The sequence below is a fragment of the Paracraurococcus lichenis genome (assembly GCF_030657435.1).
GTDB classification, from domain to species: domain Bacteria; phylum Pseudomonadota; class Alphaproteobacteria; order Acetobacterales; family Acetobacteraceae; genus Paracraurococcus; species Paracraurococcus lichenis.
Window position 1 is genome coordinate 1 of the sequence record NZ_JAUTWS010000097.1, and the last position, 14,309, is coordinate 14,309.

General features: G+C 68.5%; 14 protein-coding genes. 9 read left to right on the top strand and 5 right to left on the bottom strand.

What is annotated here, in order from left to right:
* The first annotated feature begins 87 nt into the window (after positions 1-87).
* The 3 genes from Q7A36_RS34670 (at position 88) to Q7A36_RS34680 (ending at position 1,895) form a co-directional block, all read left to right on the top strand.
* Positions 88-342: a hypothetical protein gene (locus Q7A36_RS34670; RefSeq protein ID WP_305108374.1), complete on the top strand. Its 255-nt coding sequence runs from the start codon at positions 88-90 to the stop codon at positions 340-342.
* A 230-nt stretch (positions 343-572) separates the two neighbouring features.
* Positions 573-1,088 carry a DEAD/DEAH box helicase gene (locus tag Q7A36_RS34675; RefSeq protein WP_305108375.1) on the top strand — a complete coding sequence of 172 codons (516 nt, stop codon included), beginning with the start codon at positions 573-575 and terminating at the stop codon, positions 1,086-1,088.
* 381 nt (positions 1,089-1,469) lie between these two features.
* Entirely contained in the window at positions 1,470-1,895 is a 426-nt protein-coding gene (locus tag Q7A36_RS34680) for a YybH family protein (protein ID WP_305108376.1), read from the top strand.
* Between the two features lie 50 nt (positions 1,896-1,945).
* On the opposite strand, the gene Q7A36_RS34685 is transcribed toward Q7A36_RS34680, so the two are convergent.
* Positions 1,946-2,668 (bottom strand): alpha/beta fold hydrolase, encoded by a 723-nt coding sequence (locus tag Q7A36_RS34685; RefSeq protein WP_305108377.1) that lies wholly within the window; start codon positions 2,666-2,668, stop codon positions 1,946-1,948.
* A gap of 540 nt (positions 2,669-3,208) precedes the next feature.
* On the opposite strand from Q7A36_RS34685, the gene Q7A36_RS34690 reads away from it, so the two are divergent.
* The gene (locus Q7A36_RS34690; protein WP_305108378.1) at positions 3,209-3,871 is read left to right on the top strand and encodes an ATP-dependent Clp protease proteolytic subunit; all 663 of its coding nucleotides are present in this window, start codon (positions 3,209-3,211) and stop codon (positions 3,869-3,871) included.
* 816 nt (positions 3,872-4,687) lie between these two features.
* Here the strand turns inward: Q7A36_RS34690 and Q7A36_RS34695 are convergent.
* Positions 4,688-5,689 carry a hypothetical protein gene (locus Q7A36_RS34695; RefSeq protein WP_305108379.1) on the bottom strand — a complete coding sequence of 334 codons (1,002 nt, stop codon included), beginning with the start codon at positions 5,687-5,689 and terminating at the stop codon, positions 4,688-4,690.
* 406 nt (positions 5,690-6,095) lie between these two features.
* Between Q7A36_RS34695 and Q7A36_RS34700 the strand changes: the two genes are divergently transcribed.
* Entirely contained in the window at positions 6,096-6,299 is a 204-nt protein-coding gene (locus tag Q7A36_RS34700; protein ID WP_305108380.1) for a cold-shock protein, read from the top strand.
* Positions 6,300-6,638: 339 nt separating this feature from the next.
* Here the strand turns inward: Q7A36_RS34700 and Q7A36_RS34705 are convergent, their stop codons facing one another.
* Positions 6,639-6,830: a hypothetical protein gene (locus Q7A36_RS34705; RefSeq protein WP_305108381.1), complete on the bottom strand. Its 192-nt coding sequence runs from the start codon at positions 6,828-6,830 to the stop codon at positions 6,639-6,641.
* Between the two features lie 126 nt (positions 6,831-6,956).
* Here Q7A36_RS34705 and Q7A36_RS34710 point away from each other — a divergent pair, with 126 nt between their 5' ends.
* The gene (locus Q7A36_RS34710; protein WP_305108382.1) at positions 6,957-8,321 is read left to right on the top strand and encodes a serine hydrolase domain-containing protein; all 1,365 of its coding nucleotides are present in this window, start codon (positions 6,957-6,959) and stop codon (positions 8,319-8,321) included.
* 209 nt (positions 8,322-8,530) lie between these two features.
* Here the strand turns inward: Q7A36_RS34710 and Q7A36_RS34715 are convergent, their stop codons facing one another.
* Together Q7A36_RS34715 and Q7A36_RS34720 are read right to left on the bottom strand one after the other, a co-directional pair.
* Complete coding sequence (locus Q7A36_RS34715) at positions 8,531-8,929, bottom strand: hypothetical protein (protein ID WP_305108383.1); 399 nt, start codon at positions 8,927-8,929, stop codon at positions 8,531-8,533.
* Between the two features lie 234 nt (positions 8,930-9,163).
* Positions 9,164-9,673 carry a hypothetical protein gene (locus Q7A36_RS34720; protein WP_305108384.1) on the bottom strand — a complete coding sequence of 170 codons (510 nt, stop codon included), beginning with the start codon at positions 9,671-9,673 and terminating at the stop codon, positions 9,164-9,166.
* A gap of 218 nt (positions 9,674-9,891) precedes the next feature.
* Here Q7A36_RS34720 and Q7A36_RS34725 point away from each other — a divergent pair, with 218 nt between their 5' ends.
* The 3 genes from Q7A36_RS34725 (at position 9,892) to istB (ending at position 14,030) form a co-directional block, all read left to right on the top strand.
* On the top strand, positions 9,892-11,046 hold the full coding sequence (locus Q7A36_RS34725; protein WP_305108385.1) for a hypothetical protein: 1,155 nt from the start codon (positions 9,892-9,894) through the stop codon (positions 11,044-11,046).
* Between the two features lie 748 nt (positions 11,047-11,794).
* Positions 11,795-13,285 (top strand): IS21 family transposase, encoded by a 1,491-nt coding sequence (gene istA / locus Q7A36_RS34730; protein WP_305108386.1) that lies wholly within the window; start codon positions 11,795-11,797, stop codon positions 13,283-13,285.
* Positions 13,278-14,030 carry an IS21-like element helper ATPase IstB gene (gene istB / locus Q7A36_RS34735; RefSeq protein ID WP_305108387.1) on the top strand — a complete coding sequence of 251 codons (753 nt, stop codon included), beginning with the start codon at positions 13,278-13,280 and terminating at the stop codon, positions 14,028-14,030. The genes istA and istB overlap by 8 nt, the downstream gene beginning before the upstream one ends.
* Positions 14,031-14,309: the final 279 nt, after the last annotated feature.

The window sequence follows — 14,309 nt, forward strand, 5'->3', positions numbered from 1 at the left end:
AGAACGCTTCCTCGCCGCCGCTGACACGAACTGCGAGCGCGGATGGGAAGCAAGTTCCACGTCCTGTTCGACGCCGTGCGCCGGGCCATGGCCAGCACGCCGCGCAGCAGCTCGCTGGTGGAGAACCTCAACTCGCGGCTGCGCACCTACTTCACCTTGCGCCGCCATCTCGGGGGCGCATACCTGGATCTGCTGCGGTTCTTCCTGAACCACCGCCGCTTCTTGCGCAGCCGGCGCGCCAAGCGGCAGGGCAAGAGCCCGCGGGAGCTGATGACCGGCCAGGGCCATCCGCACTGGCTCACCCTGCTCGGCCTGGGACCGCTTCAGCCCCGGCGGGCTTGACGCGGGGAGGCTGACCGCCTCCTACACACGGCACATCGCGCCTCGGCACCCGGCCCTCACAGGCCGGCACTCTTCGTGCGCCCGTGTGACCCAAAACTCGCCGATTCTGAACCACGCCCATCGCTGCGCTGGATGCCCCGAGAGGCAAGCGAAAGATCCACATCCTCGCCGAGCTCATGCGGCTTCGGCAGGCCTGCTGCAATGCAGCCCTGGTCGAGCCTGCAGCGGGGGTGTCCAGCGCCAAGCTGGACACCGTTCTCGAGCTTGTCGACGAACTGGCGCGCAATCAGCACCGGGCACTGGTGTTCAGCCAGTTCGTCGGCCATCTTCGCTTGGTCGCCGAGGCGTTGGATACGCGAGGCCTGCGCTATGAATACCTGGATGGGAGCACCCCTTCCGCCGAGCGGGCCCGCCGGGTGGCGTCGTTCCAGGCGGGCGGGTCGGAGCTGTTCCTGATCAGTCTGCGTGCCGGCGGAACGGGGCTCAACCTGACCGCGGCGGACTACGTGGTCCACCTGGATCCTTGGTGGAACCCGGCCGTTGAGGACCAGGCGTCGGACCGCGCCCACCGAATCGGGCAACAACGGCCGGTAACGGTCTACCGATTGATCGTGAAGGACAGCATCGAGGAGCGCATTCTGCGGCTGCACCACAGCAAGCGTGACCTCGCCTCGGAGCTTCTGGAGGGCACGGAAGTCGCCGGCCGCCTGAGCGAAGAAGAACTACTCGACCTGATCCGCTCATGACACCTCTGCGCGGGTATCGCGGGTGGCGCGAGCAGGCGTTTGCTGTCGCGGGAAATGCAAGGCTGGCAGGACGCATCGTCCCTGCGTACGCCTCGCCGCATGGCGGCCAGCCGCCGCGTGCAGTGCAGCCCGAGCCGATCCAACTTCGGCCGCGGCATAGTCCTGGGCCACCGCCTCGCTCGCGCCCTCGATCGGCAGTGCTGGCGCGGCCTCCTACAGCACCGCCTGTCGGGACGCGCCCGGTCCGGCCAGTGCATGGACCAAGGACAGCGCCCCCAGCATCTGCGGCTTGCTGGAATGGTTCGACTCGGCACCATTGACGCAGCCGCGGTAGTCGGTGAGCGTTCCGCCGCCGGTCGAGTGACCGCAGGGAGGGAACAAATGTACCGTCGTACGCTCGCATTTGCCGCTCTGCTCGTCGGATTCACCAGCAGCGTTTCCGCCGCCGAGGAGCCACTAACGGTGGTGCAGGACCTGGCCTCGCACTGGATGGCTGCATACAACGGTGGCGACGCCAGGACGCTTGCCGATCTCTACATTACGGATGCGACCTTCCTCAGCGGCTTGGTCGGCGCGCTGAAGGGCCGACAGGAGATCGAGGCAGCCATCAGCCGCCTCATGAAGCAATCGCCGCATATCACCTTCACACCCCGCGAAGCGCACCAGAGCGGCGACGTCATCTGGGCATATTGGGACTACACCATCGTCGGAGGCCCGAGCGGCTACGGCATGATCACGGCTGTGCGGCAGCCGGATGCTTGGCGGATCGCCATGCACACCTCCAACGTGCGGCCACGTGCCCCCTAGGCGACGAGAAGGAGGGCGTTGGATCTTGCGGTCCACCTTTTCGTTTCGGGCTAGGATTGCGCGTCGCCGACCTCGTCCTCGAGGAACTCGACAAACAGTTCTGCGCACTTGGCTGGCACCTCGAGCGTTGGCAGATGACCGCAGCCGCGCAGCACATGGAAATGCGCATGCGGCAGGGCGTCCGCGAGTGCCCGTCCCACCGAGTCCGGCACGATCTGATCATCGTCGCCCCAGACCACCAGCGCCGGCATCCGCAGAACGCCAATCCGAGAGGCTATCTCTGCACGCGAGGCCAGGACACGGGCCTGCGCGGCTCCCACTGCGCCGCCGATGCGGTTCGCCATCTCCCTGAACATTGCCGCCGCCTCCGCTGCCTCTTTCGGCACGGCCAAACCAGCCAGCATGTCGATGACGGCGTCCGGCATGGCTTCCAATCCACCCGCAAGCTCTTGCACGCTCGCCTCCGGCGCCGCCGGGTTGCAGCCCATGAGCCAGAGCGCCGTCACGCGCTCGGGGGCTGCTAGGGCCACTTCCAGGGCGATGCTGCCACCATAGGACGTGCCAACGAGGACGAATGTCGGTGGCGCCTTGGCCAGGACGGTCTCGACATTGGCCTGCATCGTGGGCTCCGCGAGCACCATCACCTGCGGCGCGACGCTCTCGCCCAGATGTTCGATCACCTGCCGGTACATGGCCGCATCGGACAGCAGGGCGGGGATGAAGACAACCGGGGTGGGATCAGCGGCCATGGCGCGCGCTCCGGTGATGGGCATGGAAGGTGAATGTCCCATGGTACGCACACGCGGCTGGGTCAGTGAAGGTTGAAGCGGTCTCGCTCTGGATGGTCCGCCGAGGGCAGGCTGTCCGGTTCTGGAGGCGGGTCGGCGCCGCCGTTTAGAAGGAACGCAGGGGACAATCATGCCAGCAAGGACAGCCATGTTCCTGAAGCGAGCGGCTCGGGTTGAGCAAGCGGGAGCGAAGTGCTGCGAAGCGCCGGTGAGGATCGAACAGGGGGCCTGCCCGGCGTAGCGCGGGTCGTCTATCCCGCCGCACCGCGGACGGTCGCAGCGGTCAGGCTGCGCCAAGCCAGTACGCCAGGGCTATCGCATATGACCCTCTACGGCCACGTTTGCGTCGAACAAAGCCGTCGCGGCGGCCCAAACTCGACCACAGAGGGTGAAAACCGAGCCTCTGACCGCGTCGGAGGACCATCAAATTCCATATGCGATAGCCCTGGCCAGTACGCCCTCCTGGCTGGACAAGCCGCTGCGCCCTGCCCAAGGTCCGCCCGCCATACCTGCGAGAGGACTGCCATGCGCACTCAGCACCGGACCACGGCCGCCACGCGGCTCGATGATGACCCGGAGGTGCCCGAGCCGATCGGCCCCGAACCGCGCGAACCCGACGACAACCGCACCCTAGCCTCGCCGATCAATGAACTCGAGACGCGCCTGCTCGGCCAGCGCAAGGTGCTGATCTTCGGGGCGATCACCGACAAGCTGGCGCGCGACGTGACGGGACGGCTGCTGGCGCTCTCGGGGGCGTCCGACCAGCCCATCGATGTCTACGTCAACTCGCCGGGCGGCCATGTCGAGAGCGGCGACACCATCCACGACATGATCCGCTTCGTGGATGCGATCGCGCCGGTGCGGGTGATCGGCACGGGCTGGGTGGCCAGCGCCGGCGCGCTGATCTTCCTCGCCGGCACCCGGGAGCGGCGCTTCTGCCTGCCCAACACCCGCTTCCTGCTGCACCAGCCCATGGGCGGGGTGCGCGGGCCGGCGACCGACATCGACATCGAGGCGCGCGAGATCATCAAGATGCGCGAGCGGATCAACCGCATCGTCGCGCGCGAGACGGGCCAGCCCTACGAGCGGGTGGAGCGCGACACCGACCGGAACTACTGGATGAGCGCCGAGGAGGCGGTGGCCTACGGTATGGTCGGCCGCATCCTGACCAGCGCGCGGGAGCTGTAGCAGCCCGCCGCCGCGGGACCGGCCGGCGGTCCCCAGGGCGCACCAGCGGTGCGCCCTCGCTTCCAGGGCCGCAGCACAGCCCCCAGCCGGGCCGGTGGGCTCCACCGCAGGCTGGAAAGCGTGGCGGCGCCCTGGCCGTCGCGCGAAGCGAACTTCCTGCTGCTCGCTGCGGCGCCGCTCTGCCTAGCCGCAGGCCGCGCAGGTCAGCAGCCCATGCCTCTCCCGCGCCGGCTCGATCAGGTAGCCGCAGCGCATGCAGTTTGCGCCCTCCTCCTCGCCGAACGGATCGGCGAAGGTCCGCTCATGCCGGGGCGCGGGCTCGGCTCTCGGCGGCGCGGCCCGGCGTCGACGCGTCCCGGTGGCCATGGCCCTGGGCGCGTCAGGTTGGTCGGCCTCGGGCGACGGCGGCCGCAGCGTAGGCTCCCACATCGGCATAACATGCACGGTGGGCGTGGCGGGTTCAGGCGTGACAGCCTTCCCCGAGGTCGGCAGTGTTGGCGCGGGGATCTTCGCACGAAAGCCCTCGGGCCAGGTCTCGGCGCGGACGCTCCACGCGGCCGGGCGGCAGTCCCGGCGGGCGTCGCACCGGGACGGCGGACATGCACCACTTCGACCACCCGGCCCTCGCCGCCTTGGGCCCGCCGCGGCTTGCCCTGCTGAGGCGCTGTCCTCTACAGAGTTTGCAGGGCAAGCATGTGATACCAACCCACCTTGCCCTTGACACATCGCGCAGGCACCGGGGACCATATTCTGACGGCGATCTGTCAGCCGTAGCATGTGTCAGCCTCTCGGCGGACTGGTATGATTGGGTCTATCCTACTTCTGTCTGCCCCGGCGCGCCGCCCCGGCAGTCACCCAGCGCGGTGCCTTTGGCTGACCAGCGCGCTTCTTGGCGGTTCGGAGCCGGCCAGTGCTGATTTGCGGTGAAGCGACGTTGAGGTTCTCGTCTTTCACATTGACTGCGTCCGGCTCCGGGGCGGCTGGCTCACTGAATGGCAGTTCAGGCTGTGGCTCCGGCGCGGCTTTGGCCTCGCGGACATCGCTATGCCTACTTGCTCGTGGACGGCCGCCACCGCGTCGCGCCGCTTTCTCGGCAGCGGTGCTCCTGGTCTCCGTTTCTTCCGGCTCAGTCGTGGCAGTGTTGCTGCTGGCCTGCGGCAGCGATTCGTGCTGCACCTCAACCGACGAGGATGAGGCTGACTGGGAATCACCGGACTCAACAGCCGGTGTCCGCGCTGGTGCTTGTGGTTCGAGCACAAGGCGTTCTGTCTGACGGACACGGCGACGCTTGGGCACAGATGGCTGGGTGCCGTGAGGTGGCGCCAAATTTTCGGTCATCACACCTTCGCTTCTGCGAGGCTCTGGCTTCGGCGAAGCGGGAGCAGCACCAACCTTCAAGTCGGCCTTGTGGTAGGGTTGCCCCTCGCTTCGAGGTCCAGTCTTGCTCGACGGCACCGCTCCGGCTGTCTCCAGAATGGCAGTATGCCTGCTGGCATCCGGAGCAGGCATCGCATTCTGCTTCCGTGCTTCGGCGCATTGAGGCACTGCCGCATTCGGCGGAGCGGCATTGGGCTGCGATCCCCGGTCCGTGAGCGCAGGTTCATGAGATGCGATGAAGTGTCTATAATCCTCGATGAGTTGCAGCAGCGTCCCATGGGTTTCGTAAAACGCGCCGTCTCGGGTCACCATGAACGCCTTCCCATCCAGTCGGAAAATACGGCGCTGCATAGTGAGGCGCTGAACCTGCGCTTCGATGGCAGGGAAGAAGGCGCATCCAGCGGCTCTCGCGGCCGCAAACTGTTCGCTGGTCAGGTCCAAGGAAGTGTTCCCAATCGCCCTTTGTACCTCTGTGGCGCCCATCCAAGGTGAATGGCCGCTCAGCGATAGCTGAATGTAGTTCTTGCCAGATGCTGATCCAAGCACACTGGTGGTACCGTGTGCGTCGCTCGACGTGGTGGGACGAGCAGATGGGCGCCGCGCCAGCACGTGCTCCAATCTCATGGGTGCTGATTCTAACAGTTGCCAAAGCTCGGCCGAGGGCGCCTTCCATTGACCGATTTCCGACCGTCGATCCGGCAGTCGTTCGGAAGCTACTGGCATGCCGTCCCGCGAAACTCAGTGCACGATGACGGCGCGCCCCACTGCCGGCGGGGCAAGGGGTTCCGCCGGGTTTACACAGCGCAACCCGACGACCAGTATTCCTCGGCTTGAGGGAGAACGCCACATGGCCACAGGTACCGTGAAGTGGTTCAACGCCCAGAAGGGTTTTGGCTTTATTCTGCCCGACGACGGCGGGAAGGACGTATTCGTCCACATCACCGCAGTGCAGGCTGCTGGGCTGAATGGCCTCAATGACGGTCAGAAGGTGAGCTACGAGGTAGTGCGAGAGCGCGGCAAGGAAGCGGCGGTGAACCTCAAGCTGGGCTGAGCCGGTACGCATTGGTTCGGGCAGGCGCGTTCAACGATGGAGCCCTCCTACTGGTTCTGTCAGAGCTCGCGCCAAGGGCCCTGTTTGGGTTGGCGGGGTGCCGCGGCATCGTGTTGCAACATGGTCCGGAGGGCGAACAAGCTCCGTTTTCGCGATTGCGAACAGACTATCGAGGCCGATATCTCGCGCTGGAAGCGCGTCATCGGTGACGGGCTCCGATCGCAAACAGATGGGCGTCGGGCGACCGAGGTGGCCATCGCTGCCAGTGTGCTGAACCGCATGCTCGAGCTCGGACGCCCGACGTATAACCGCATCGCATAACCCCGAATGCGGGTAGGGCTACGTGCGTCCACACCGCTGATCCGTGCACCACACTGCCTCCTCGACGATCACCGCCTTGGCCACCACTCGCTCCGGATCGTCGGAGGCGAGAGCTCCGGCGATCTGGGTGAGTTGCTCCAGCTGCATGGCGACATGGAACCAGTCCAGGATCGGGCGCTCGGCCGAGGTCGGTGTGCTGCCCGGACCCATGAAGCCGCTTCCCGGTCACGTGAACCGTCGGACACCCTGGGCTACCAGCGCCGCCGGAGCGGATATGGCACCTTCGGTGCCTAAAGCGGCCAAGCTATCGGTCCACCAAGGAGGAACGTCCGCGTCATGAACCGTCGCACCTTGCTCAGCGTCCCGCCCCTGCTCGCCGCAGCGTCCACGTTTGGGTCGCTCAGGCCAGCCAGCGCGCAGCAGGCCCAGCAGAGCGGCTCCAACGTCACTCCGCTCGCCTCGCGGCAGCAGCAGCCATTGCCGCCTGCCAAGCCGGACGAGGTTGGGCTCAGCGCAGAGCGGCTGGGGCGTATCCGGCCTGTGCTGGAGGCCGAGATCGCGGAGGGCCGGCTACCCGGCGCCGTGGTGATGATCGCCCGTCGCGGCCGGCTCGCCTACTCTGAGGCATTCGGCTTCCGCGACCGCCAAGCGAACGCGCCGATGACAGCGGCCGCGGTGTTCCGCCTCTACTCCATGACCAAGCCGCTCACTGCCGTGGCGGCGACGATGCTGATGGAGGAGGGGCGGATCGGCCTCGCCGATCCGGTGGCCAAATACCTGCCCGGTTTCGACCGCCTCCAAGTGAGCGTGGCCCGGGAGGGCGGCACCTACGAGACGGTGCCAGCCGCCCGGCCGATGCTCGTCTACGACCTGCTGCGCCACACTTCGGGCTTGGCGTATGGCGAGCTGACGCAGAACGCGCCGGTGCGCGACGCCTATGCCCGAACGCGGCTCTACCTGCCCGGTGTCATCGACTACGACAGCCGCGGACCGAGCCCGCAGGAGTTCGTCCAGGGCCTCGCCCAAGCGCCCTTAGCGCGGCAGCCGGGGACCACGTGGGAATACAGCTTGTCTATTGACGCGCTCGGCCGCGTGGTGGAGGCAGCGTCGGGCAAGCGCCTGGAGGAGTTCCTGGAGGAGCGGCTATTCCGACCGCTGCGGATGGTGGACGCGGGCTTCCTTTTGCGCGGTGGGCAAGCGGAGCGCTTGGCGGCGCACGGCGGCGTGGATCCGGCGCTGAACAACCAGCCAGTGGCGATGCTCGACGTTTCGAAGCCGCCTGGCAACGCCTCTGGCGGCGCAGGCGGCTTGGCCAGCGCCGGGGATTATCTGCGCTTCGCGCAGATGCTGGCCAACGGCGGCCAGCTCGACGGTGCCCGCGTGCTGTCGCCGGCGGCGGTGCGCCTGATGACCTCCGATCACATCGCCGGGCTGGCGCAGCCGCTCCCGCCGGGGATGCTGCTATTCAACTCGCCGGGCTACGGCTTCGGCTTCGGTATGATGGTGCGGCTGGCGGACGGCGGCGCTCTGGTGCCCGGCTACGCGGGCCAGTTCATGTGGGCGGGCTATGGCGGGACCTACTTCTGGGTAGACCCGAAGGCGGAACTGGCCGCGGTGTACATGACTGCAGCGCCGAGCGTCGGGCGGGCCGCGTATCGGCGGCTGTTCATGCAGTTGACTTACGGCGCGGTCGATGCCTGACCCACGGCCTCACCCTTCGCCGGCTCTGATGCTTGGCGCAGGTGTGCAGGCGCTACCCCTGACATCCCGTCGCCTCCGCGCAGCAACTCCTTCGCGGAGGTATTGACGGGCAGTTTGCCCAAAATTGGCCATCTGTGACCATTGCGTCCATAATCGGCAGTTGCCGAGTGCACTACGCGCAGGCCGCGCATGTCAGTGACCCGCGGCGCTCACGCGCCGGCTGCGATCAGGTAGCCGCAGCGCACGCAGTTCGCGCCCTCCTCCTCGCCGAACAGGTCGGCGAAGGTCCGCTCATGGCGGAGTGCGGGCTCGGCTCTCGGCGGCGCGGCCCGGCGTCGACGCGTCCCGGTGGCCGTGGCCCTGGGCACGTCAGGTGGGTCGGCCTCGGGCGACGGCGGCCGCGGCGTCGGCTCCCACATCGGCATGACATGCACGGTGGGCGCGGCGGGTTCAGGCGTGACAGCCTTCCCCGAGGTCGGCAGTGTTGGCGCGGGGATCTTCGCACGAAAGCCCTCGGGCCAGGTCTCGGCGCGGACGCTCCACGCGGCCGGGCGGGCAGTCCCGGCGGGCGTCGCGCCGGGACGGCGGACATGCACCACTTCGACCACCCGGCCCCCGCCCATCCTGCCCGGGCGCGGTACGCTGACGGTGCGGTGCTGCGTTTCGGGTACGGCATTGGCCCTCCGCGACGGCCGGCCAGAAAAGACACGATCGGCTTCTGACATCTGGTTTCAAGCTGACTTGAGTTTCGAGTTCATCTGGCCGTGCTCCGGCAATGGCCGCGGTCTGATCGGGCTGTTCGGGTCGGTCGCAGGCGGTCAGAAACAGCCATTGAGCGACGCTCATGCGGCGGCGGCGCGCCCAGGCGGTCCGGTGCCACGGAGCGGTCCCGATTTGGCGCGTGTTGCGGGCAGAAGGCGGAACGCCTCGAAATTGTGGAACCGCCGTGCGAGCGCGTCCTTGACCAGACCCGGCGTCAGCGTCGCGGGCTTGCGCCAGCCACCAGGCCGGACCAATGCGACGACCTCTGATTCCGCCTTGGCGGTGAGCAGGACCAGCAGGACGCGGCCGATCTGGACCAGGTGAAGCCAGCGCAGCAGGACCGTCCGGCTTCGCTGCCACATCGCGCCCAGGCCATCGGTGAGCTTGAGGGCGGCGAACAGCGGCTCAACGGTCCAGCGCTTGGAGTAGGCGTCGACGATCTCGACGGCTGACAGGGCCAAGTCGGTCGACAGCAGCAGGCGCCGCTTCGCCCAAGCACCGCTGCCCTTGTGAAGTTCACACCAGACCGCCTGCACAATGACGCCACGCAGAAATCGGGGACGGCAGATGCAGTGGCGCAGGCGAGCCATCCGGCCGCCATAGCCGTCGATGCGGTGCTGCGAGACCGGCAGCCGGGCAACCGCCTCGTCGTCGAGCTTGGCACCCTACAGCCTCGAACGCCCACGCCTGCCGGGTGCAGGCGTGGTTCGAAACCGGGTCACACGCGAAGCTGGGTTGGCACTGCCGGGGTGGGTGATGGCACCCTCGGGTTTTCACCGGTGAGGTGAGTATGGACCGAGATGCTGGCGTGGCGGTCGGGCTGCCCGAGAGCGGCCGCAAGGAGCTCGCCATCCAGGCCCTGGCCGGCACCGAGACGCTCAGCGACCTGGCCGCCCAGCACGGGGTCAGCCGCAAGTTCGTCTACCAGCAGATGCACAAGGCCAGCGCGGCGCTGGACGAGGCCTTCTCGCCCGCCGTGCGGGACGATGAGGTGCTGTTCGACCTGGCGGTGACCAAGAGCTGGCTGCGCCAGGTCATCGTCGCCCTGCCGCTGATCTGCCGCAGTTCATACCGCGGCGTCGTCGAGTTCCTGCGCGACTTGCTGGGCCTGCCTGTCAGCCTGGGCCACGTGCACGACGTGCTCCAGGCGGCCACGCGGCAGGCGAGCGTGGTCAATGATGAGCCAGACCTGTCGGGCATCCGGGTGGGCCTGCATGACGAGATCTTCCAGGGCGCAACGCCTGTGCTGGCCGGCGTCGACGCGGAATCGACCTACTGCTACCTCCTGGTGGCGGAGCAGCGCCGTGATGCCGACACCTGGGGCGTGCACCTGCTCGACGCTGCCGAGCGGGGACTGCGACCCGACTACACCATGGCCGATGCCGGGCAGGGGCTGCGCGCCGGGCAGCAGGCGGCCTGGGGCGACACGCCGTGCCATGGTGACGTGTTCCACATTCAGCGCCGGAGCGAGGGCCTGGCCAATACGCTGTCGCGCCTCGCCACAGGCGCCACGTCCCGGCGCAAGACGCTGCAAGCTGGAATCAGCCGCGCCGGTCGGCGGGATCCAGACGGCAAGCTTGTCGTCCAGCTCGAGCAGGCCCGTCATACGGAGGCTCGGGCGTCGTGCCTCGCCCGCGACGTCCGCACGCTCGTCCAGTGGCTGCGGCACGACGTTCTGGTCCTGGCCGGCCCAGACCTGGCGACACGGCGAGAGCTGTTCGACTTCGTCGTCGCCGAGCTGATGGTCCGCGAGCCCGAAGACCCGCGACGCATTCGCCCGGTGCGCGTTGCCCTGCAGAACCAGCGCGACCACCTGCTCGCCTTCGCCGGCCTGCTCGATGTCAAGCTGGCCGCCATCGCACGTGCCCACGCTGTCCCCGAGCCTCTCGTGCGGGAAGCCTGCATCCTGCACCGCCTGCCCACCACTTCTCCCGCATACTGGCAAGGGTGGAGCGAACTGTGAGCGGCGGTCGAAATCCGTGCAAATCCGGCGGCGAGAGCCTGCAGGGGCGCCCAGGGCGGGGCGGCCCGGTGAGGCTCAAGGCGGCATAGCCAGGGGCAAGTCGGCGGGCGGCGGCTGGGGCTGCTCAGGGCAGGCCGAGGCGGACGGGCTGGCGATGATCTGCCAAAACAGCGGCAAGCACGGCGCCGACCATAACGTGGCGGTTCTGCATCGACGCCGTGCCCGACAGCGCGCTGGGCACGCATGCAGGAGCAGTATCGCGGCACAGACGGGGTGCGTCCACGGCTGCGTTGTGCGCGGGCGCAGGCCGGACCGGGGAGCGGGCGGCTGTTCCTGTGCGCCGCCTGCCGCGGCCAGGTCATCATCTGCAGCTGCTGCGATCGGGGCCAGATCTACTGCGCTGGGGATTGCGCAGACCGGGCCCGCCGGCGGTCGCTGCACGAGGCCGGCCAGCGCTACCAGGCGAGCCGCCGAGGTCGGCTGGCGCATGCGGCGCGGATGCGCCGCTTCCGGGTCCGGCGAGAGATAGTGACGCATCAGGGTTCACCCGCACCGCCGGCGGCTGCTGTCCTCGGGCCCGGCGCGACGACCACCGCCTGCGACACAGCCCTGCCAGCCGACCAGCCCCGGCATGCGGCCCCGGCCTGCCATTGGTGCGGCCGTCCGTGCCGGCCGCTGCTGCGGCAGGGCTTCCTGCGTCGCCGAGGAGGGCGCCGCGCCCGCCCAGGCAAGGACGGGAGCAGGCAGCATGGCAACACCGCCTGAGATCGAGGCGCAGATCCTGCGCTACTACCACGCCGAGAAATGGCGCGTCGGCACCATCGCCAAACAACTGCGGATCCACCGCAGCGTGGTGCAGCGGGTGCTGGCGCAGGCCGGCCTGCCAACCAGCCGCGTCGCGCGGCCGTCCCGGATTGACCCCTACTTGCCGTTGATCCGGGCCACGCTGGAGCGGTTCCCCACGCTGACCGCCAGCCGGCTCTACGCCATGGTCCACGAGCGCGGCTACCGCGGCAGCCCCGACCATTTCCGCCACCTGGTGGCGCAGCATCGCCCCCGCCGTCCAGCCGAGGCCTACCTGCGGCTGCGCACCCTGCCGGGCGAGCAGGCCCAGGTGGACTGGGCGCATTTCGGCCATGTGCAGATTGGCCGCGCCCGCCGTCCGCTGATGGGCTTCGTCATGGTGCTGAGCTACTCGCGGCAGATCTTCCTGCGGTTCAGCCTCGATGCAGGGATGGCCAGCTTCCTGCGCGGGCAGGCCGCCGCCTTCGCCGCCTGGGGCGGCGTGCCGCGGGTACTGCTGTACGACAACCTGAAAAGTGCCGTGCTGGAGAGGCGGGGCGAGGCGATCCGCTTCCATCCCGAGCTGCTGGCCTTTGCCGGGCACTACCGCTTCGAGCCGCGGCCGGTGGCGCCGGCGCGTGGCAACGAGAAAGGCCGCGTCGAGCGCGCCATTGGCTATGTGCGCGAGAGCTTCTTTGCTGCCCGCCGCTTTCAGGATCTCGACGACCTCAACGGCCAGGCTCTGGACTGGTGCAACGGCCTCGCCGCCGACCGCCGCTGCCCCGACCAGCCGGAGCGCCGCGTGCGCGAGGTCTTCGCCGAGGAAGTCCGCCATCTGCTGCCGCTGCCCGACAACCCGCCGCCGCTGCTCGAGCGCGTTGCGGTCCGGGTCGGCAAGACGCCCTATGTCCGGTTTGACCGCAACGACTACTCCATCCCCCATACCCATGTCCGGCGCGTGCTCACCGTGCTCGCCGACCCGGAGCAGGTCCGCATCGTCGACGGTGCCGAGCTGCTCGCCTGCCATCGCCGCAGCTACGACAAGGGCGCCCAGATCGAGCAGGCCGACCACCTGCAAGCCCTGGCGGCTCAGAAGCGTGCCGCCCGCCAGCACCGCGCCACCGACCGCCTTGCCCAGGCTGCCCCGGCCAGCCAGGAGCTGCTGCGCCGCGCTGCCGCCCGCGGCACGCCGCTCGGCAGCATCACCACCGCGCTACTGCAGCTGCTGGAGCGCCACGGCGCCGCTGACCTGCAGGCCGCCATCCGCGAAGCGCTCGAGCGCGACGTGCCGCACCCCAACGCCGTCCGCCTCGCGCTCGACCGACAACGCGAGCAGCGCGGCGCGCCGCCGCCGGTCGCCGTCGTGCTGCCCGCCAACGTGCAGGCACGGGACCGGCCGGTGCAGCCGCACGCCCTCGAGACCTATGACCGCTTGAAGGATGGCGCCGATGACTGACCCACAGGCCCTGCGAACCCGCGCCGCGGCGCTGCATCTGCATGGGCTACTTGCCCACTGGGCCGAGGTTGCCGGCCAGCCCTGGCTGGCACCGCTGCTCGACTGGGAGGAGCAGGAACGCGGCCGGCGCAGCCTGGAGCGGCGCCTGCAGGCCGCCCGCATCGGCCGGTTCAAGCCGCTCTGCGACTTCGATTGGACCTGGCCGAAGCGCTGCGACCGCGCCGCCATCGAGGCCCTGATGGGCCTCGATTTCCTCAAGGAGGCCAGCAACGCGGTCCTGCTCGGCCCGAATGGTGTGGGCAAAACAACCCTGGCTCAGAATATCGCCCATCAGGCTCTCATCGCCGGCCACACTGTGCTGTTCACCACCGCCGGTCACCTGCTCGGCGATCTCGCCGCACTCGACAGCGATACTGCCCTGCGCCGCCGCCTGCGCCACTACGCCCACCCCAGCCTGCTCATCATCGACGAGGTCGGCTACCTCTCCTACTCCAACCGTCATGCCGACCTGATGTTCGAACTGATTTCTCGCCGCTACCAGGCCAAGAGCACCATCATCACCACCAACCGCCCTTTTGCCGAGTGGCAAGAGGTCTTTCCCAACGCTGCCTGCGTCGTCTCGCTGATCGACCGCCTCGTCCACAACGCCGATATCATCGCTATCGAGGCCAACTCCTACCGCCTCAAGGAAGCAGAGGAGCGCAACCAGACTCGCGCCCGGCGACGACGCGCCAGCAAGGTGTGAGCGAACCTCTCCGCCCACGCCACAAAACCCTCATCCTTCTGTTCGGCCCCACCAAGGCCATCCTTCCGTCCCGGCCGCCCCTCTGAGGCCGGCGCGCGCAGCGGCTGTCCAGGATGGCCGAAGGCCACCGCGCCTTGGCGCGGCGCGCAGCGTCCTGGACAGCCGCGAGCACGACGGCACCCTCCGCGCGACCGGGACGCAGGCTTCGCACGTGCCCTCAAGCCATCCAGGCTCGCAGTCCAATCCTCATCCGCCCCCGCGCCCGCGCCCGCCGCCGTT

Excerpts from the sequence above, each read along its gene's own strand:
- Q7A36_RS34670 (WP_305108374.1), top strand. The coding sequence starts at position 88 with ATGGCCAGCACGCCGCGCAGCAGCTCGCTGGTGGAGAACCTCAACTCG.
- Q7A36_RS34680 (WP_305108376.1), top strand. The coding sequence starts at position 1,470 with ATGTACCGTCGTACGCTCGCATTTGCCGCTCTGCTCGTCGGATTCACC.
- Q7A36_RS34685 (WP_305108377.1), bottom strand. The coding sequence starts at position 2,668 with ATGCCCATCACCGGAGCGCGCGCCATGGCCGCTGATCCCACCCCGGTT.
- Q7A36_RS34690 (WP_305108378.1), top strand. The coding sequence starts at position 3,209 with ATGCGCACTCAGCACCGGACCACGGCCGCCACGCGGCTCGATGATGAC.
- Q7A36_RS34700 (WP_305108380.1), top strand. The coding sequence starts at position 6,096 with ATGGCCACAGGTACCGTGAAGTGGTTCAACGCCCAGAAGGGTTTTGGC.
- Q7A36_RS34705 (WP_305108381.1), bottom strand. The coding sequence starts at position 6,830 with ATGGGTCCGGGCAGCACACCGACCTCGGCCGAGCGCCCGATCCTGGAC.
- Q7A36_RS34710 (WP_305108382.1), top strand. The coding sequence starts at position 6,957 with ATGAACCGTCGCACCTTGCTCAGCGTCCCGCCCCTGCTCGCCGCAGCG.
- Q7A36_RS34720 (WP_305108384.1), bottom strand. The coding sequence starts at position 9,673 with ATGGCTCGCCTGCGCCACTGCATCTGCCGTCCCCGATTTCTGCGTGGC.
- istA (WP_305108386.1), top strand. The coding sequence starts at position 11,795 with ATGGCAACACCGCCTGAGATCGAGGCGCAGATCCTGCGCTACTACCAC.
- istB (WP_305108387.1), top strand. The coding sequence starts at position 13,278 with ATGACTGACCCACAGGCCCTGCGAACCCGCGCCGCGGCGCTGCATCTG.